We start from the raw sequence: 17,441 nt of genomic DNA, 5'->3' as shown, positions 1-17,441 counted from the left end.
ATCTCCTTAAATCCGGCCGGATTAACCGCCAAATACATGCTTTAACAGATACACAGTGATAAAACCGGTCAGCATAAAGGTGCTGGTGGCGATGATGGAGCGTACTGAGAGGCGTCCCATGCCGCAGATCCCGTGGCCGCTGGTACAGCCATTGCCTAAGCGTGCACCAAAACCGACCAGAAAACCGGCGATGATCAGCAGTGGCCACGATGCGCTTAACGTTGCACCTAAGGTGATCCCCATCAGCTTGGCGGTGTAGCCCCCACCGGCGACCATGCCGACAATAAACAGGGCGCGCCACAACCAGTTTTTATCGGGATGCAAAAGGCCGTTCAGGATCCCACTGATCCCCGCGATCCGGCCTGCACCTTTGAGCAGCAGCAGTGCTGATAAGCCGATCATCGCGCCGCCCGCGAGTCCTAGCAGGGCACTAGCAAAAGTAAAGCTCTCAGAAAGCATACTTATATCCTTGTTAGTAGCGTCGTTATTCGTAGGTGGCTGTTACGTTTATCCCTCGCCAGTGGATTATGCTGACTGGCAAGGGATGTAAGGCGCACCTCTGGTGCGGTTGGCACCATACTTTTCACGCGGCTTAACGCTTTACGTGGTTTAACGTTTCACACGGCTTAAAAGCGGCGCGTAGCGGCTGCAAATTGAATATAGCCACCGCTTAAGTTACGGCAACGTAAGCCATGATGTTGCAAGATGCGGCAAGCAACGGTGCCACGCAAACCACTTTGGCAGATCACCAAGATCTCTTTGTCCTGTGGCAGCTCATGCAGGCGTTGGCGCAGATCATCAACCGGAATATTCATCGCACCTGGGATCGCCCCAATGTTAGTCAGCTCGGCCGGATTACGCACATCCAACAGGAACTGCTCGGCCGTTGGGTTGAGAATATCGGCAGGATGGCAAACCGGTACATCGCCTTTGAGCTGGTTGGTAGCGACAAAAGCTGCTTGGTTGATGGCGTCTTTGGCTGAGCCAAACGGTGGTGCGTAGGTCAGCTCCAGATGCTGCAAATCATACACGCTCATACCCGCGCGCAAGGCAACGGCGAGCACATCGATACGCTTGTCGATCCCATCACGCCCCACCGCCTGTGCACCCAACAGGCGTCCACTTGGCACTTCATAAATCAGCTTGAGGCTCACTGGATGTGCGCCGGGATAATAGCCGGCATGACTGCCGGTATGCACATGCACCGCTTCGATGTTAAAGCCATTGTTGCGTGCCAGTCTCTCGCTCAAACCGGTACTGGCGGCGGCGAGGGTAAAGATTTTGCAAATGGCCGTGCCTTGGGTGCCGCGATATTGCTCGCTGTGCCCTAACATATTGTCGGCGGCCATGCGACCTTGACGGTTGGCCGGACCGGCCAGAGGGATCAAACCGGCTTGGCCGGTCACTAGATGACGGGTTTCCACCGCATCACCCACTGCATAAATATCCGGATCGGAAGTCTGCATCGTGTCGCTGACCTGAATACCACCACGCGCGCCGAGCTCGAGCCCTGCTTGGCGGGCTAATTGGGTATCCGGTGACACACCGATGGCGGCGATCACCAGACCGGTTTCCAAACGCTGCCCATCAGATAATTGCAGCAGCAGGCTATCGCCTTGCTCTTCTACCGCGCTCAGACCTGTGCGCAGACGCAGGTCAATACCGTGGTTGACCAGATCTTGGTGCAGAAAGCCGGCCATGTCCTCGTCCAGACTGGTCATCACTTGCGGTGCCAGCTCCAGCAGTGTCACGGGGATCTGGCGTTCACGCAGCGCTTCGGCCACTTCCAATCCGATAAACCCTCCCCCAACCACGGTCACATGCTGACGTGACAGCGTGGTGAGGGCGGCAATGATTTTGTCCATATCCGGAACATTGCGTAGCGTCAGCACTTTAGGGTTGTTAAAGCCAGGAATCGGCGGACGAATAGGCGACGCGCCTGGGCTGAGCAACAATTTATCGTAGCTTTCTTGATAGGTTTCGCCCGTTTGCAGGTTGCGTACAGTTAACTGTTTCGCCTCACGATCAATGCTCATCACTTCATGGCGCACGCGCACTTCCACATTGAAGCGGCGCTTGAAGCTTTCGGGTGTTTGCAGCAATAACGATTGGCGCTCAGGGATGGTGCCGCCGATATGGTAAGGCAACCCACAGTTGGCAAACGAAATATATTCACCACGCTCGAGCATGATGATTTGCGCCTGCTCACTGACCCGGCGAGCTCTGGCTGCTGCGGAAGCGCCACCGGCGACACCGCCGACAATCACAATCTTGGTCATGGGTTACCCTCATAATTTAGGTTTATTTAAATTAGTATTATCTAAAATAAAGCCGATAACAATACTTATGAGGATAACGAGGTGAAAATAAAAAACCGAACCTAAGGTCCGGTTTTGATGATTCGTGCGGAAAAAGAGTGGTAAACCCCGTCAGGTTTCAGGATTTCTGTGGCCGTTGACGAATTAAGCCTTCTTGAACTGTAGTGGCGATCAATTTGCCGTCGCGGGTAAAGAAGCGGCCACGAACCAGCCCACGGGCACCGGATGCCGATGGGCTTTCCACGGCGTACAGCAGCCAGTCATCCATTCTAAATGGGCGATGGAACCACATTGAGTGATCCAGCGTAGCCACTTGCATATCCGCTTCAAGAAAGCCTTTGCCGTGTGGCTGTAGCGCTGTCGGCAGGAAGTTAAAGTCAGAGGCGTAAGCCAGCAGATATTGGTGTACCCGCAGATCATCGGGCATTGTCCCGTTGGCTTTAAACCACACATAACGCACCGGCTCTTCCACATCGCCTTGCAGAGGGTTGTGGAATTTCACGGGGCGCATTTCAATGGGGCGTTCACACAAGAATTTATCGCGCACGCTGGCCGGTAGTAGATGGGCCATCTTGCGCGCAATATCCAGCTCTGACATCAACTCTTCCGGTTGTGGTACGGCAGGCATCACATCTTGATGCTCAAAGCCTTCTTCTTGTGTTTGGAAAGAGGCGGTCAGATAGAAAATAGGGCGACCATTTTGGATAGCGCTGACACGGCGAGTGCTGAAGCTGTGGCCATCGCGCAGATTTTCCACGTCGTAAACAATCGGTTTATGGCTATCACCGGGCAGCAAAAAGTAACTATGGAACGAATGCACCAAACGTTCGGCCGGAATAGTTTGCTTGGCGGCGTGCAGGGCTTGTCCGATCACTTGGCCACCAAATACTTGGCGTAACCCCAGATCCTGACTCTGACCGCGGAATAATCCTTCTTCAATTTTCTCCAGATTCAGCAGCTGAAGCAGCCCTGCTAAAACATCACTCATTGCTCTACCTCTTATAACACTGCGAGACAGACAGCATTCTTTGTCTCTGCGCTGTGGTATGTGATTTGATGAGCAAAGGATAGCATCAACCGGCCGCACTCCGGTAAACCGCTATGCAATGAGCGAACAATCGGCTGCCGAAAGGCCATCATTTTTTATCAGAATCTGTCGAAATGTGACCAATTTGCCGTGGCTGTTGTCGTTTAACCGCACAATTTCAGGATTAGGGCAAGAATGCGGCCTAGGCAGTTTGACAAAAGTCGCATTTATTAACATAAGTAAAAAGAATCAACTGATAAGGTGAACGATGTACTGAGGATTTAACACGGGAGGTGAAGTATGCGCGGAATCATTCTGTCACTGGTAGCGTTAGCGCTGGCAGTTATTTGTGTAATGGCCGGAACGCATTCTGTTACTGAGTTTAATCCTGTGTTAGCCATCTTGCTGGTGGTCTGGTTGCTTCCGCAAGCCGGGCTGCGCGGTGGGTTGCTGGTGGCGGTGATCACCTTATTTGCCGGCACCTTGGCCGAGCAGCCGATTAGTCTGACCGCCGCTACCTTGATGGCGTATCCGATGTTGGCTGTATTATTTTCGCGCCATGCCCCACTGAGCTTGAAATTTGGCCTGTTTATCCCTTGGGTGGCGATGCCGAGTGCCATAATGGCGTTGCAAAATGCCGGTGGCATTCCTGGCTCACCGTGGGTCACGCTGTGCCAATTTTTGGCCGTGGCGGCGGTGTGGCTGATTTGTCGCGGTTGGCGTGCGCCGGCCGGTAATTTCATGGCGCTGCTGGTGGTCGCGATCCCATTTAGTTTGTGGCTGCCGATGCAGACGTTGGCGGTGTTGTCGCTGATCGGTCTTATCGCGGCGGTACAAATGCTACAAAAAGGCCATTATGCGGTGCATTTATACCGTTTAGGTTGGTTACTGCCGACCCTGCCGTTTGCGGTTCTGGCACTTTATCCGGTCGAGCAGATCTCTTTGCCCATCTTGATGATGTGGTTAGTTTTATTACTGGTTGAGTTGATGGGCGAATCTTTATTGGAGGAGAATGAGCAAGAAAACAACATCTAAACCGCTAGGGGGTTGCATTCTCTGCTCGCATCTCCGATAATCACCGCGCTTTCACGGCAACACGGTGAAAGTTTGTCAATGGAGGCTCTATTGGTCCTCCCGCATTGATACTATGTCGACCTGGTCAGGTCCGGAAGGAAGCAGCCAAGGCATAGGACTCGAGTGCCGGGATGTGGCTGGTAGGGCCTCCACCCGTTTTAGCGCCTACCAATCCTACCTGTCAAAACTCTCCAGTTAAAAATCGTCCAAATCCACAGTTATCTGAGTCGGTGCTGTTGGTTTTTTGTTTTTATCCATACACGCTTATTTTTTGTTTTTCCGCAGCGATGAACACTTCCAATAAATAGACAATCTTGTCAGAGGTTGTTTTGTTATTACCTGATAAAGATAGAGCAATAGAGCCATTCCCTGCGGCAAATAATCTTGCGCTTTAGACGTTGCCCCTAAGATGGCAATTATTCAATTTCCTCTCATAATTGCTGTGATAGAGCGCGTCGCATGTTCTTTACTCGAGTGGGTATCCTTTGTTTTTTGATTAGGCGTTGGTGTAAAAGCAATAAGAAAATGTTTAGGGGTAACTAGTTAGGATTGATGTACTCAAGTGGCAATACTTGGGGCAGCATCAGCAGTTTGTGTGACTAGTGAAATAACTATATGTATTTCATAGAATAATAGGGAGCCATTCCCATGAGTCACAGAGCTAAATATTCAGCTATAACGTGGTATCACCTTATTCTGGTTACTATCGCCGGAGGTATTGTTCAGCCATCTCAAGCTGCAGATTGTCCGGATAGATTTGAATCGACAGCGTTAGATTATTTAGGGCGCAATGCCGATAGCTCCAAGTCATATTGGCTTATTTTAAGTAATCGCCCAGACTCATTTCGCCTCAGTGCGCCGGGAGTGGCATCTATCGATCAATGGCAAACGGAGAGTGCTTCAATTCACATCAGCGCTTCTGACATTGTACGGGATGATGTGAATGGTACGCATAAATTAGATCGGTTGAAGGCCGATGGCTCTTTTGATTGCTTCTTGCAGTCGCGTAATCAATTAAATCCGCTCTTGCCGCCCACATGGCGACCTCCGGTGAAACCCGAGCGTCCTGAAGTTGTTCGGCCAGAAAAGCCGAGTTTGCCCGAAGTCATTCGACCAGGAAAACCAGAGTTACCGGTTGCGGTTAGGCCTGAGTTGCCACAGCGACCCGTGGTGGTGTTACCGGCTCGTCCGGAGCTACCCAATGTCGTCTTGCCTGAGCTGCCAGAACTGCCGATTGTGAACAAGCCTACGCCGATTCAACCGATCGAGATTAAGGTGAATGAGCAGTCGTATATGGTGGCTAAAGCAGATTTGCTCCAGTACTGCCCCATGTTACAGCCAGATAGCAAGGGAGGCTTTAGTGCCGAATCCCTATCGCGTTGTGAAAATCTCAATGCACTGTTAGCGCAGGCTCCACTAACGCCTGGACGTGACTTGCTTGAGCCTACCGAATGGAATTCGTGGGTTGATTTTCAAGTCGTACATTCTTCGAATCAGCGCGGTTTTAGTGAAATTGATGAGCGAGTGAAAACGGTCACATTGGGGGCGGATAAACAAATATCCCCCGATGTGGCATTGGGATTGATGTTATTGGTCAGCGACCAGAAAAACGAGAGCTTTTCCGGGCAAATTAGCCGTGATAGCCGGAATATCATGGCCGGCCCCTATCTGGCTTATCGTCTGTCAGACCACTGGTCTGTATTTGGCCAAGCCACGGTAGGTGAAGTACAGCATCGCTACAAACTTCTGGCCCTTTCAGGGGAAAATAATCCGGTTCAGTATGGTGCTGGTGTCAATGTGCTCGGTGAATATCCATTGAGTGAAAACACTACATTACGACCCAAACTAGGATTTTCCTACTTGTATGAGCAAGGAAAATCCTACCGACTGTCTGGCAACTTACGCAATACACCGTTAGCCATATATGTTGCAGGCCAAAGCAGCGAGTCAGGTCAATTGCAGGCAAGCACGGAAATTAACACTCGATTGGAAACCGCAGATGGGCATCTGTTGGTACCGTATGGCGAGCTTGGTGTTTATTACAATACGATAAATCAAAACAGTGACTTACAGCCTGATGCGCAAGGATTTGTGCGGGGAGGTGTGAGAACCTTGGCTGGCAAGAACTGGCAAATTGATCTCAATGTGGGTTATCAAAGTGTGGGGGTTAATCAGTTGGATACGTGGGATTACGCGCTTTTCATCGCTTATTCGTTTTGAACAGTAAGCCCGCGCGTGAAGCGTAATATTTATGCTTGCTGTAGCCATGAATGCTGATGTGTTTACAGTTAATGCTTGGAACGCTGCCTATAACACAGGGAAGCACACTAAAAGTTGATCGGGTTAACGAACTGGAAATAGAGTTAAATGCTGACTCATTGTGTATTTGCTGGATAGAAATACTGGTAAGTAATTTTAATTCAACAGGATATGCATCTATGCAAATAAAACAGCACGCAATTTAATGATCACATAAAAACATGACAATAAAACGCCTATTGCAAGTTTGATACGGCTCTTTATGATACGCACAAAATATCCCCTATTTTACGTTTCGCCTTATTAAATCGTTAGAGAGTAAAGAGTCAAAATGCGCTTGTTGTCTGTGTTGTGCCTGTCGGTGGCTGGCTTGTTATCTGCTGCCCCGGCCGCTGCCAGTTTGTCGCAGGAGCCGGCGAAAGCCGATCTGGTAGTGGTAAAAAAATCGCAGTACCGTCTGGCATTAATGCGGGACGGCAAAGAGATCAAAAGTTTTTGGATCGCTCTCGGGGCTAACCCTGTGGGACCGAAACTGATGAAAGGGGATAACCGCACCCCTGAAGGTCGTTATCTTCTTGATTATAAAAAGGAAGATTCACAGTATTATCGAGCTATTCATATCTCGTATCCCAATGTGGAAGACATGAACCGCGCGCAGCAAATGGGGGTTCACCCCGGCAGCATGCTGATGATTCATGGTCAGCCGAATGCGGTGTTGAATAGCAAAGTACAGCGCTCTAACTGGACTAACGGTTGTATCGCGCTGCTAAACCATGACATGGATGAATTATGGCGCTCGGTTGAGCCGGGTACACCAATCGAAATTTATCCGTAATTGCGCGGTCACGGCTATTTCAGTTTTTTAGCTATTCATAGCACCTTTTCTTGTTTTTTATTCCGGCGTGCTCCGTTTACAACATGACGTATTACTTCGTCAGTGGAACACGCAGGAGCAAACAACATGAAATTACGAGTGCTGTCATGGATGATGGCTGCCGGGCTGGTATTGAATACCGCGTCGGCAGCTGAAATTACCTTACTGAATGCCTCATACGATCCCACCCGTGAATTATTCACCGAATACAATGCGTTATTTTCCCAGCATTGGAAAAAACAGCACGGTGATGAGGTGACTGTTAAACAATCTCATGGCGGTTCCGGCAAACAAGCCCGCGCGGTATTAGACGGCTTGGAAGCCGATGTCGTCACGTTGGCGTTGGCCTATGATATTGACACCATTGCTAAACGCGGCTTGGTGGCCGATAACTGGGCCGAGGCTTATCCGCATCATGCCACTCCGTTCAACTCCACCATTGTCTTTTTGGTGCGTAAAGATAACCCTAAGCAGATTAAAGATTGGAATGATCTGATCCGAAACGATGTTGAAGTGATCACGCCCAATCCAAAAACTTCCGGCGGAGCGCGCTGGAATTATCTGGCAGCATGGGGTTATGCGTTGAAGAACAATGGCCAGTCACAAGAGGCGGCGCGGCAATTCGTCAGTCAGCTGTATCGCAATGTCAAAGTACTGGACTCCGGTGCGCGCGGCGCGACCACCACGTTTGTGGAGCGCGGAATTGGCGATGTGCTGATTACGTGGGAAAACGAAGCCTATCTGGTACTCAAAGAGCTTGGCAGTGATCGCTTTGAGATAGTCACGCCATCAGTCTCGGTGTTGGCTGAGCCGCCGGTGGCGGTGGTGGATAAAGTGGCGCAAAAACGTGGGACTGAGGCAGTCGCAAAAGAGTATTTAGCCTATCTCTACTCGCCAGAAGCCCAGCGCGTGGCGGCCAAAAATTACTATCGCCCAACTGATCCGCAAGTTGCCAAAGAAACCGCGAACCAATTTGGTACCGTTAATCTATTTACGGTGCGAGACCTGTTTGGCAATTGGGAGCAGGCGCAAAAAGTGCATTTCGCACGCGGCGGCGTTTTTGACCAAATTTATACGCCGGGAGGTTAACGGCAGTTCGTTTCTTCCTTTTCGGTCAACTAACAAACGCAAGGTTCTCTGTCAGGCATACACGATAGGTATACATTGCTGGCGTAAGTAGCATTACGTCAGCCAGTGTTTGAACAACCAAATCGTTATATCTCATTCCACGGCGCGATAACGCGCCGTTTTTTATGGCGATTCCCGCCTTTAGCTGAAAACAGGGAAAAGAAAGATATTTTCCTTATTTCTCCCCCGATAAGCCGCGCGCGATAGTAGCGTGACAGGAGCAGGGGCCACAGGGTGTGGCAGCATAGCGCGGGAGAGTTTGATGGCCGTTCGTTCATTTACCGTAATTCCAGGGATGGGGCCCACACTGGGTTTTACCTTGTTGTATCTGGGGCTGATAGTGCTGTTACCGCTGTCAGCGTTGGTGATCTATAGCTTTACACACCTGTCATTGAGCGAATTCTGGGCGGTAGTAACCGAACCGCGCGTACTGGCTTCCTATCGACTCAGTTTTAGCGCTGCATTTATTGCCGCCACCCTCAATACCCTGTTTGGGGTTTTATTGGCGTGGGTGTTGGTGCGTTATGAATTTCCCGGCAAGAAGCTGGTGGATGCCTTAGTGGATTTACCGTTTGCGATGCCAACGGCGGTATCTGGCATTGCATTGACCGCGGTATTTGCGGGCAATGGTGTGATTGGTCATCTGCTGGAGCCGCATGGGGTGAAATTGACCTTTAACCCAACCGGCATAGTGATTGCACTGATTTTTATCGGGCTGCCCTTTGTGGTGCGCACCTTACAGCCGGTGCTGCGCGAGCATGAAGCCATGTTAGAGGAAGCGGCTTCTTGCTTAGGGGCTACCCGCGCTCAAACATTTATCCGCGTGATCTTCCCAGCCTTGTTACCGGCCATTATTACCGGTTTTACCTTGGCGTTTGCCCGCGCCATTGGCGAATACGGCTCGGTGATTTTTATTGCAGGGAATATCCCGATGGTATCGGAAATCGCCCCGCTGATGATCATGAGCCATCTGGAAGAATATGACTATGCAGGGGCCAGTGCCATCGCCGTAGTGATGCTCGGTGTGTCGTTCATCCTACTGCTGCTGATCAATCAACTGCACGCATGGAGCCGTAAAGGGATCAAGGAGGATCGTTTATGAGTGCGCGCCAATCTGAATCACCGTGGGTGCGTTATGCTCTTATCGGCATCGCATTACTCTGGTTTACGTTGATCTTGGTGATCCCGCTGGTAACCATTTTTGTCTCGGCGCTGAGCAAAGGGCTGGGTAATTATTGGGCCGCGTTAAGTGACAGCGATGCGATATCTGCTTTGCTATTAACGCTTTCGGTGACGTTACTGTCGGTACCGCTGAATATTGTGTTTGGGGTGGCGGCGGCATGGGCGATTGCGCGTTTTAGTTTTCCGGGTCGACAAGCACTGCTGACGTTGATTGATCTGCCTTTTTCAGTCTCGCCGGTAGTGGCTGGCTTGATGTTTGTGATGCTGTTTGGCAGTCAAGGCTGGTTTGGTTCCTGGTTGGAATATATGGATTGGAAAATTATCTTCTCCACCCCAGGGATCGTACTGGCGACCACCTTTATTACGGTGCCTTTTGTGGCGCGTGAAGTGCTGCCGTTACTGCAATCACAAGGCGTGGACGAAGAAGAAGCGTCCATCATGTTGGGTGCCAACGGTTGGGTGATGTTTTGGCGCGTTACCTTACCGGGGATCCGCTGGAGTTTACTGTACGGCGTGTTGCTCTGTACGGCCCGTGCGGTGGGTGAGTTTGGCGCGGTGTCAGTGGTTTCCGGCCATATTCGCGGCATGACCAATACCATGCCACTGCATATCGAAATTTTATACAACGAATACCAGTTCTCCGCTGCCTTTGCGGTGGCCAGCTTGTTGGCCGGATTTGGCCTGATTACGTTGGCAGTAGAAACCGTGATTGATCGGCTGCGTGAGCGGCAAAAAGCCCAGTTGCTCAAAGGAGCGCAATGATGAGCGTTGAAGTCAGACATATTCAAAAAGCGTTTAATGGTTTTGCTACGTTGCATGATATCAACCTGACCTTTCCCTCCGGTGAATTGGCTGCGTTACTGGGGCCATCTGGGTGCGGGAAAACCACGTTATTGCGCATTATTGCCGGCTTAGAGCAAGAAGATAGCGGCCAGATTCTGCTCAATGGGCAGGATGTATCGGCGTTGACAGCTCGTGATCGCCAAGTGGGGTTCGTTTTTCAGCACTATGCGCTGTTCCGTCATATGTCGGTGTTTGAAAACGTGGCGTTTGGTTTGCGCGTTAAGCCGCGTAAATTGCGTCCTGATGAAGCAACGATTCGGCGTAAAGTGAATACTCTGTTAGAACTGGTGCACTTGGGCCATTTGGCAGGGCGTTATCCGAATGAATTATCGGGCGGGCAACGTCAGCGTGTAGCTCTGGCGCGTACCTTGGCGGTTGAGCCGCAGGTTTTGTTGCTGGATGAGCCGTTTGGTGCACTGGATGCGCAGGTGCGCAAAGAATTACGCCGCTGGTTGCGTCAACTGCATGATGAATTGCATGTCACCAGTTTGTTTGTGACTCACGATCAGGAAGAAGCGTTGGAAGTGGCTGACCGCATCGTGGTGATGAATAAAGGGCAGGTGGAGCAGATCGGCTCACCGGAAGAGGTGTATGAAACACCGGCTACACCGTTTGTGCATCAATTCCTCGGTACGGTCAATCTGCTACCGGCGCAAATTCAGGGCCAGCAGATCCACTTTGATGGTCATGTGTTGCCTGCCAGCAGTGCCCTTGATTATGCGTTTGGCTCGCAAGCGGTGGCGTTTGTCCGGCCACATGATATTGAAGTTTTACCGGCAGATGTTAACGTAGGCACTCCGGCGCGCGTCAGTCGTTTGTTGCGTTTGGGCGCTGTGACTCGGGTGGAATTTATCACTGAGGTAACAGACAGCCGTCAGGCGGTGATTGAGGTCGAGATGAATCGCGATCAGCTCAGCCGCCTCGGTTTGGCCTCGGGGAGTCGGGTGCGTTTATGCCCGCAGCGAGTACATATTTATCCGGACAGTAACGCTCAGGATGTGAGCCGTTCTGCCGCTGGCACACAGGGAGAAAAAGCCGCATGAATTTCCAGCAACTCAGGATCATCCGCGAGGCGGCCCGTCGTAATTACAATCTGACCGAGGTGGCCAATTCGTTGTTCACCTCGCAGTCTGGTGTTAGCCGTCATATCAAGGATCTTGAGGAAGAGCTGGGGATCGAGATTTTTATCCGGCGCGGTAAACGCCTGCTCGGCATGACCGATCCGGGTAAAGAGCTGTTGGTGATTGTCGAGCGCATGTTGACTGATGCCGGAAATATCCGGCGTCTGGCTTCGTCGTATTCAGCTACCGATAGCGGTTATCTGCGTGTCGCCACTACGCACACGCAAGCCCGTTTTTCATTACCTGGGGTGATTAAAGAGTTTCGTCCGCTGTTTCCGAAAGTGCAGTTGGGCGTCAATCAAGCTAGTCCTGATGAGATAGTCTCATTATTGCTAAGCGGTGAAGTGGATATTGGCATCGCCAGTGAACGGGTTAATGAGCATCCTGATTTGGTGTGCTTTGAATATTATCGCTGGTATCACTCAGTGGTGGTGCCGAAAAACCATCCTCTGGTGCATGAGCCGGTACTGACTCACGAAGTGCTGGCAGCGTATCCGTTGATCACCTATTACCCCGGTCTAACGGGGCGTTCCCGTATTGATGCGGCATTTGCCCAAGCTGGCGTAACCGCCGATGTGGTGCTCAGTGCGCAAGATGCCGATGTCATCAAAACCTATGTCGAGCTGGATATGGGGGTTGGGATTATGGCCTCGATGGCCTTTGACCCACGTAAGGATATCGATCTGGTGCAGCTCAATGCCAGCCACCTGTTCACCCCAAATACCGCATGGTTAGCGGTACGCCGCGCGCAGTATCAGCGCGCTTATGTGCTGCGCTTTATGCAGATTTGTAATCCGTCGTTAAGTATCAGCGATATCAAAGAAGCTATCTGGAAAGAGCCGCAAGACGAGCACGTTTTGCAGTTTGATATTTAACCCGTCATTTAAGACGAAATATTCAACGCTTAAAACCTCATAACCTCACCGCTGCCGTAAGCTTGTGCTACGGCAGCGAGACCGTGAACGCCTGCGTGGCCCAGATAAATCCGCACATCATCACTTATCATTTATAACAATTCACAGAGTCTAAGAGTGCACTCCGGCGGCGTATACTGCTTATAGAGTCAATGATGAGTGTAAATACGAGCATAAGTGCCGATGATGTTAACTATCGAGTTGGAAGACAATAAGTACCTGCAGCGTTTTTTCAGAAAATATGCGCAGTACGAAGCGGCCGTAAAACACAATGTGCACACGGTATTACCGGAGATCATTTTGCATCGTCCGCATAAAATAAAACCGGCTTACGATTTGAAAAGACACCAGCTGACCATTCAGGAATATAAAGTGGTGGTCGATAAGGTCAACTTTCGTGCTGCCTACATCCAAAGCGGTGATACCGTGACCGTGTTCTACATTACTCCGACCACCATCAAACGCGAATTTGTGCGTGAGTTAGCATCAACTTCGCTCTGCGACTAGCGGTTACCTGCAATGGCAGTGTGCGCGAGTGATATGCGTACCAGTGGAATAGTAGATAGAGTCTGAGCTGCAAAATAGAGCAGAGATGCCGGATAGGGCATCTCTGCAGGTAGAGCGAAGCATAGATTTCGCTTAATGAAACATCATGTAAGGTAACTGAAAGCGCGTCGCTGGTAAGTCACCACTTACATACAATCTTACGCCCTCCATGACCGGTTAAATCACTGGTTATAAGCATTCTCGCCATGGGTAGTGACATCAAGCCCAATGCGTTCGTCTTCTTCTGCCACGCGCAGGCCTACCACCAAGTCGACCAGTTTGTAGCAAATCAGAGCCACTACGCCAGACCATAAGATAGTGATGCCAACACCCAGTGCTTGGATTTTCACCTGCTCCCACATTGCATATGGGGCAACGCTATTAGTGACATAATCCCACACACCGGTTCCGCCAAGTGCAGGATCTGCAAACACGCCCGTTAAAATAGCGCCCAGAATACCGCAAACACCGTGCACGCCGAACACATCCAGCGCATCGTCCACACTCAGCCAGCGTTTGAGCGCATGGACACCCCAGTAACCGGCAATACCAGCCAGCAAACCGATAATCAGCCCACCACCGACACCGACGAATCCGCAGGCCGGTGTAATTGCGACCAGACCAGAAACTGCGCCTGACGCTGCGCCCAGTAAAGAGGGTTTGCCCTTTAATATCCACTCAGCAAACAGCCATGACAGAGTAGCCGCGGCGGTTGCACCCCATGTGTTCACAAAGGCCAAGGTTGCGGTGCCATTCATTTCCAGTGCTGAACCGGCGTTGAAACCAAACCAGCCAAACCACAGTAAAGAGGCTCCAATCATGGTCATCGTCAAACTGTGTGGCTTCATGGCTTCACGCCCGAAACCTACGCGCCGTCCGACCATGTAAGCGCCCACTAATCCAGCCACTGCAGCGTTGATATGTACGACCGTGCCTCCGGCAAAATCCAGCGCGCCATGACGGAACAGATAACCGGCCGTTGCGGTTGCGGCAGTCGCCGCTTCTGCGCTGGTATAGGCATCAGGACCCGCCCAGTACCAGACCATGTGCGCCATCGGCAGATAAGAGAGGGTGAACCAGACTACGCAAAACAGCAGTACCGCGGCAAATTTCATGCGCTCGGCAAACGCACCGACAATCAGACCGCAGGTGATTGCGGCAAACGCGCCTTGGAATACCACATACAGCAGTTCATGTACGGCGACGCCTTTGCTGAAGGTTGCCGCCAACGAATCCGGCGTGACCCCTTTAAGTAGCACTTTATCGAATGAGCCGAAAAAGCCATTGCCTTCGGTAAAGGCAATCGAGTAGCCGTACACAATCCACAGTACGGTGATCGCAGCAAACACGGTAAACACTTGTGCCAGTACCGATAACATATTTTTAGAGCGCACCAGCCCACCGTAAAACAGGGCCAGACCGGGCAGTGACATCAGGATCACCATCGCACTGGCGACCAACAACCAAACATCATCGGCCTTATTAATCACTGGCGCGGCAGTTTCGGCCATGGCGGCCGGTAGGGTGAGCAAGCCGGTGAGACCGGCGGTCGCTGTGAGCATGCGTGTAGAGAGCGTCATCATCTTTTTCTCCTTAACAGCGCACTTAAAGTGCAGCGTCGTCAGTTTCACCGGTACGGATCCGGATCACCTGTTGTAATTCGCAGACAAAAATTTTGCCGTCACCAATTTTTCCGGTGTAGGCCGATTTTTGAATGGCATCCAGCACCGCATCCAGCTGGTCATCGGAGATGGCGATTTCAATTTTTGCCTTTGGCAGAAAATTCACCACATACTCGGTGCCACGGTACAACTCGGTATGGCCTTTCTGACGACCAAATCCCTTAACTTCAGTGATAGTTAGCCCTTGAACTCCTAATGCAGAAAGAGCCTCACGGACATCCTCTAATTTGAACGGTTTGATGATCACAGTAATAAGTTTCATGCTGTTCCCTTCTTGTTAACAGGATGACCTGACTACGGTGATATACGCACAATGTATGCCAAAGATGAACGTGGTGTTAAATATGTTTTATTTATGAGTGGCGACCTGTTCAGATGCAAAGGCAGTTAAGCGGATAAAAGATGGAGTAGCAGACATTCTTGCTCTGTCATGCCGGTGAATGTGTGGTAAATATCGCCATAACCCAACTCACGCGAACATCATGGCGTAGCCCATTTTGAACTACGTAGACATTATGTTGAGCTGAATGGCGGGCTGATTTTATCTGTGTTTAAGTGGGGAGAGGGTTGAACTGGCTGGATAAGTGAAGTCTGCTTGTGTGAGAGCGGTGCTGATGATCACGCCTATGCACCTTTATGGTGCATACATGCAACACATTGCACCATCTATACAGGTAGCACGCTATTGCGCCTACCTTTTACAAGCGCGTGTACATATCACTTATCTGTTGGTGAAATTCATCGTCGAGAGCTAATCAAACGTTGAATCATTAAAGAGAACAAAATAGAGCAATATAAAGATGGATGAGAGGAAAACATAAAGGCCGCATGAGCGGCCTTTATCGTTAGCTTAGCAAGGGCAACACGTACACTTATTTGGTCGCGTTGCTATCCACAGTGTGTGGTTGCTCACTTTGTGGTTGCACCGCACGTACACCTGGGAAGCGCATATCTTCGTAGCGTACCAAGCGGCTCTTGTTCTTAATCCGATAAATCAGCCATACCAGCACAAACAGCGGGATCCCGATATAAGTGGCGGCCAAGCTTTGTACGTCGACATGCGTCGCGCTGAAGGCCTGGTAGTCTTGGCCTAAGGTGACGAACAAGCACAGGGCAAAAGCGAAAATCGGACCAAATGGGAACCATTTTGCTTTGTACGGCAGTTCATCTAAAGAATGGCCTTGAGCCAGAAAACCTTTACGGAAACGGTAGTGACAAATTGAGATCCCTAGCCAAGCGATAAAGCCACTCATGCCGGAAATATTCAGCAGCCACAAGTAGACTGTTTGGTTACCGAACATGGAGCTGAAAAAGCACAGACCCGCGACCACCGTTGTGGCATACAGCGCATTACGTGGTACACCGTTCGGTGTCAGTTTGCCGAAGACTTTCGGTGCCATACCGCTCAGAGCCATGTTGTACAGCATACGGGTGGAGGCATACATCCCCGAGTTACCGGCGGACAGAATAGCAGTCAGAATCACTGCGTTCATCACACTTGCCGCGAATGCTAAACCCGCATTTTGGAATACCAGAGTAAATGGACTCATGCCCACATCTTGTACGTTATTTTGCAGCAGGCTTGGGCTGGTATACGGGATCAAACAGCCAATCAGGAAAATGGCCAGCACATAGAACAGCAAGATCCGCCAGAAAATTTGTTTGATGGCGCGAGGAATATTGCGGCCTGGATTATCAGATTCACCGGCGGCAACCCCAACTAACTCGGTGCCTTGGAAGGAGAAACCGGCAATCATCGCAACACCGATAATCGCAGGCAGACCACCGGCAAACGGGGCATCGCCCATGGTGAAGGTCGCCCAACCGGCATCGGCGCCACGGTCAGTCAGAATGCCGAAAATCATCAGCAGACCCACGATAATAAAGATAATGACCGTAGCCACTTTTACCATCGAGAACCAATATTCCCCTTCACCGAATCCTTTTACGGAGAAGAAGTTTAGGAAGAATATGATGGCCAAAAAGATCCCACTCCAGACTGTGCCGGGGACCGATGGAAACCAATACGCCATCACTATCGAAGATGCTGTTAACTCAACCGCAATGGTCACTGCCCAGTTGTACCAATAGTTCCAACCGAGCGCGAAACCCATGGCCGGAGAAACAAACTCAGTGCCGTACGTCGAAAAAGAGCCGGAGACGGGCATAAACGCCGCCATCTCACCCAGACTCGTCATTACAAAGAAAACCATCATGCCGATTACGGCATAAGCAACTAACGCACCACCGGGACCGGCTTGCGCAACCGTGGCCCCCGAGGCAACGAATAACCCGGTACCAATTGCACCACCAATAGCAATCATGGTCAGGTGACGTGCTTTTAGATCACGCTTTAGACCGGTCCCAGGTTCTTCTTTTGTAGTGTTGACGTCGTGCATGGCTTGTTAGCACTCCTCTTAAAACGTTGTAGCTTGTGGCTCTTTAAAGACGCATATAAAACGAATTTGTGATG

The 17,441-nt window shown here is 50.7% G+C and carries 15 protein-coding genes and 1 other RNA gene; 10 read left to right on the top strand and 6 right to left on the bottom strand.

Annotated elements, in window-relative coordinates; all coding sequences use genetic code 11:
* Positions 1 to 21: 21 nt before the first annotated feature.
* The 3 genes from NCTC9997_RS10150 to tesB all read right to left on the bottom strand — a co-directional run bounded on the left by NCTC9997_RS10150 (position 22) and on the right by tesB (position 3,306).
* On the bottom strand, positions 22 to 459 hold the full coding sequence (locus NCTC9997_RS10150) for a YeeE/YedE family protein (protein ID WP_010864119.1): 438 nt from the start codon (positions 457 to 459) through the stop codon (positions 22 to 24).
* 167 nt (positions 460 to 626) lie between these two features.
* Positions 627 to 2,279: an FAD-dependent oxidoreductase gene (locus tag NCTC9997_RS10145; RefSeq protein ID WP_064978008.1), complete on the bottom strand. Its 1,653-nt coding sequence runs from the start codon at positions 2,277 to 2,279 to the stop codon at positions 627 to 629.
* 157 nt (positions 2,280 to 2,436) lie between these two features.
* Positions 2,437 to 3,306 carry an acyl-CoA thioesterase II gene (gene tesB / locus NCTC9997_RS10140; protein WP_010864117.1) on the bottom strand — a complete coding sequence of 290 codons (870 nt, stop codon included), beginning with the start codon at positions 3,304 to 3,306 and terminating at the stop codon, positions 2,437 to 2,439.
* A 339-nt stretch (positions 3,307 to 3,645) separates the two neighbouring features.
* Here tesB and NCTC9997_RS10135 point away from each other — a divergent pair, with 339 nt between their 5' ends.
* From NCTC9997_RS10135 to NCTC9997_RS10090, 10 genes are all read left to right on the top strand, one after another.
* A complete protein-coding gene (locus NCTC9997_RS10135; RefSeq protein ID WP_039045629.1) occupies positions 3,646 to 4,380 on the top strand; it encodes a VP0952 family biofilm-associated protein in 735 nt (244 codons plus the stop codon).
* An 88-nt stretch (positions 4,381 to 4,468) separates the two neighbouring features.
* Positions 4,469 to 4,565: signal recognition particle sRNA small type (ffs, locus tag NCTC9997_RS10130), an RNA gene on the top strand.
* A gap of 502 nt (positions 4,566 to 5,067) precedes the next feature.
* Complete coding sequence (locus tag NCTC9997_RS10125; protein WP_064978007.1) at positions 5,068 to 6,639, top strand: autotransporter domain-containing protein; 1,572 nt, start codon at positions 5,068 to 5,070, stop codon at positions 6,637 to 6,639.
* Between the two features lie 370 nt (positions 6,640 to 7,009).
* Complete coding sequence (locus NCTC9997_RS10120; protein ID WP_010864114.1) at positions 7,010 to 7,513, top strand: L,D-transpeptidase family protein; 504 nt, start codon at positions 7,010 to 7,012, stop codon at positions 7,511 to 7,513.
* A gap of 138 nt (positions 7,514 to 7,651) precedes the next feature.
* Entirely contained in the window at positions 7,652 to 8,641 is a 990-nt protein-coding gene (locus tag NCTC9997_RS10115) for a sulfate ABC transporter substrate-binding protein (RefSeq protein WP_370586011.1), read from the top strand.
* 301 nt (positions 8,642 to 8,942) lie between these two features.
* Positions 8,943 to 9,782: a sulfate ABC transporter permease subunit CysT gene (gene cysT / locus NCTC9997_RS10110; protein ID WP_010864112.1), complete on the top strand. Its 840-nt coding sequence runs from the start codon at positions 8,943 to 8,945 to the stop codon at positions 9,780 to 9,782.
* Positions 9,779 to 10,624 carry a sulfate ABC transporter permease subunit CysW gene (cysW, locus tag NCTC9997_RS10105; protein ID WP_064978005.1) on the top strand — a complete coding sequence of 282 codons (846 nt, stop codon included), beginning with the start codon at positions 9,779 to 9,781 and terminating at the stop codon, positions 10,622 to 10,624. The genes cysT and cysW overlap by 4 nt, the downstream gene beginning before the upstream one ends.
* On the top strand, positions 10,624 to 11,748 hold the full coding sequence (locus NCTC9997_RS10100) for a sulfate/molybdate ABC transporter ATP-binding protein (protein ID WP_039045633.1): 1,125 nt from the start codon (positions 10,624 to 10,626) through the stop codon (positions 11,746 to 11,748). Before cysW ends, NCTC9997_RS10100 begins: the two co-directional genes overlap by 1 nt.
* On the top strand, positions 11,745 to 12,701 hold the full coding sequence (locus tag NCTC9997_RS10095; RefSeq protein ID WP_064978004.1) for a LysR substrate-binding domain-containing protein: 957 nt from the start codon (positions 11,745 to 11,747) through the stop codon (positions 12,699 to 12,701). The genes NCTC9997_RS10100 and NCTC9997_RS10095 overlap by 4 nt, the downstream gene beginning before the upstream one ends.
* A gap of 222 nt (positions 12,702 to 12,923) precedes the next feature.
* The gene (locus NCTC9997_RS10090) at positions 12,924 to 13,247 is read left to right on the top strand and encodes a hypothetical protein (RefSeq protein WP_064978003.1); all 324 of its coding nucleotides are present in this window, start codon (positions 12,924 to 12,926) and stop codon (positions 13,245 to 13,247) included.
* Between the two features lie 221 nt (positions 13,248 to 13,468).
* Here the strand turns inward: NCTC9997_RS10090 and amt are convergent, their stop codons facing one another.
* The 3 genes from amt to NCTC9997_RS10075 form a co-directional block, all read right to left on the bottom strand.
* Complete coding sequence (gene amt, locus NCTC9997_RS10085; RefSeq protein ID WP_369795317.1) at positions 13,469 to 14,866, bottom strand: ammonium transporter; 1,398 nt, start codon at positions 14,864 to 14,866, stop codon at positions 13,469 to 13,471.
* Between the two features lie 25 nt (positions 14,867 to 14,891).
* Positions 14,892 to 15,230, bottom strand: a complete 339-nt coding sequence (glnK, locus tag NCTC9997_RS10080) for a P-II family nitrogen regulator (RefSeq protein ID WP_010864106.1) — start codon at positions 15,228 to 15,230, stop codon at positions 14,892 to 14,894.
* A 610-nt stretch (positions 15,231 to 15,840) separates the two neighbouring features.
* On the bottom strand, positions 15,841 to 17,367 hold the full coding sequence (locus NCTC9997_RS10075) for an amino acid permease (RefSeq protein WP_064978002.1): 1,527 nt from the start codon (positions 17,365 to 17,367) through the stop codon (positions 15,841 to 15,843).
* Positions 17,368 to 17,441: the final 74 nt, after the last annotated feature.

The sequence above is a fragment of the Plesiomonas shigelloides genome (assembly GCF_900087055.1).
GTDB classification, from domain to species: domain Bacteria; phylum Pseudomonadota; class Gammaproteobacteria; order Enterobacterales; family CAMTGL01; genus Plesiomonas; species Plesiomonas shigelloides.
Note: the sequence above shows the minus strand (reverse complement) of the source record. Positions and strands in the feature narration are given on the sequence as shown.

Bases quoted from the DNA above. Each gene is read 5' to 3' on its own strand.
- NCTC9997_RS10150 (WP_010864119.1), bottom strand. From the start codon at position 459: ATGCTTTCTGAGAGCTTTACTTTTGCTAGTGCCCTGCTAGGACTCGCG.
- NCTC9997_RS10145 (WP_064978008.1), bottom strand. From the start codon at position 2,279: ATGACCAAGATTGTGATTGTCGGCGGTGTCGCCGGTGGCGCTTCCGCA.
- tesB (WP_010864117.1), bottom strand. From the start codon at position 3,306: ATGAGTGATGTTTTAGCAGGGCTGCTTCAGCTGCTGAATCTGGAGAAA.
- NCTC9997_RS10135 (WP_039045629.1), top strand. From the start codon at position 3,646: ATGCGCGGAATCATTCTGTCACTGGTAGCGTTAGCGCTGGCAGTTATT.
- NCTC9997_RS10125 (WP_064978007.1), top strand. From the start codon at position 5,068: ATGAGTCACAGAGCTAAATATTCAGCTATAACGTGGTATCACCTTATT.
- NCTC9997_RS10120 (WP_010864114.1), top strand. From the start codon at position 7,010: ATGCGCTTGTTGTCTGTGTTGTGCCTGTCGGTGGCTGGCTTGTTATCT.
- cysT (WP_010864112.1), top strand. From the start codon at position 8,943: ATGGCCGTTCGTTCATTTACCGTAATTCCAGGGATGGGGCCCACACTG.
- cysW (WP_064978005.1), top strand. From the start codon at position 9,779: ATGAGTGCGCGCCAATCTGAATCACCGTGGGTGCGTTATGCTCTTATC.
- NCTC9997_RS10100 (WP_039045633.1), top strand. From the start codon at position 10,624: ATGAGCGTTGAAGTCAGACATATTCAAAAAGCGTTTAATGGTTTTGCT.
- NCTC9997_RS10095 (WP_064978004.1), top strand. From the start codon at position 11,745: ATGAATTTCCAGCAACTCAGGATCATCCGCGAGGCGGCCCGTCGTAAT.
- NCTC9997_RS10090 (WP_064978003.1), top strand. From the start codon at position 12,924: ATGATGTTAACTATCGAGTTGGAAGACAATAAGTACCTGCAGCGTTTT.
- amt (WP_369795317.1), bottom strand. From the start codon at position 14,866: ATGACGCTCTCTACACGCATGCTCACAGCGACCGCCGGTCTCACCGGC.
- glnK (WP_010864106.1), bottom strand. From the start codon at position 15,230: ATGAAACTTATTACTGTGATCATCAAACCGTTCAAATTAGAGGATGTC.
- NCTC9997_RS10075 (WP_064978002.1), bottom strand. From the start codon at position 17,367: ATGCACGACGTCAACACTACAAAAGAAGAACCTGGGACCGGTCTAAAG.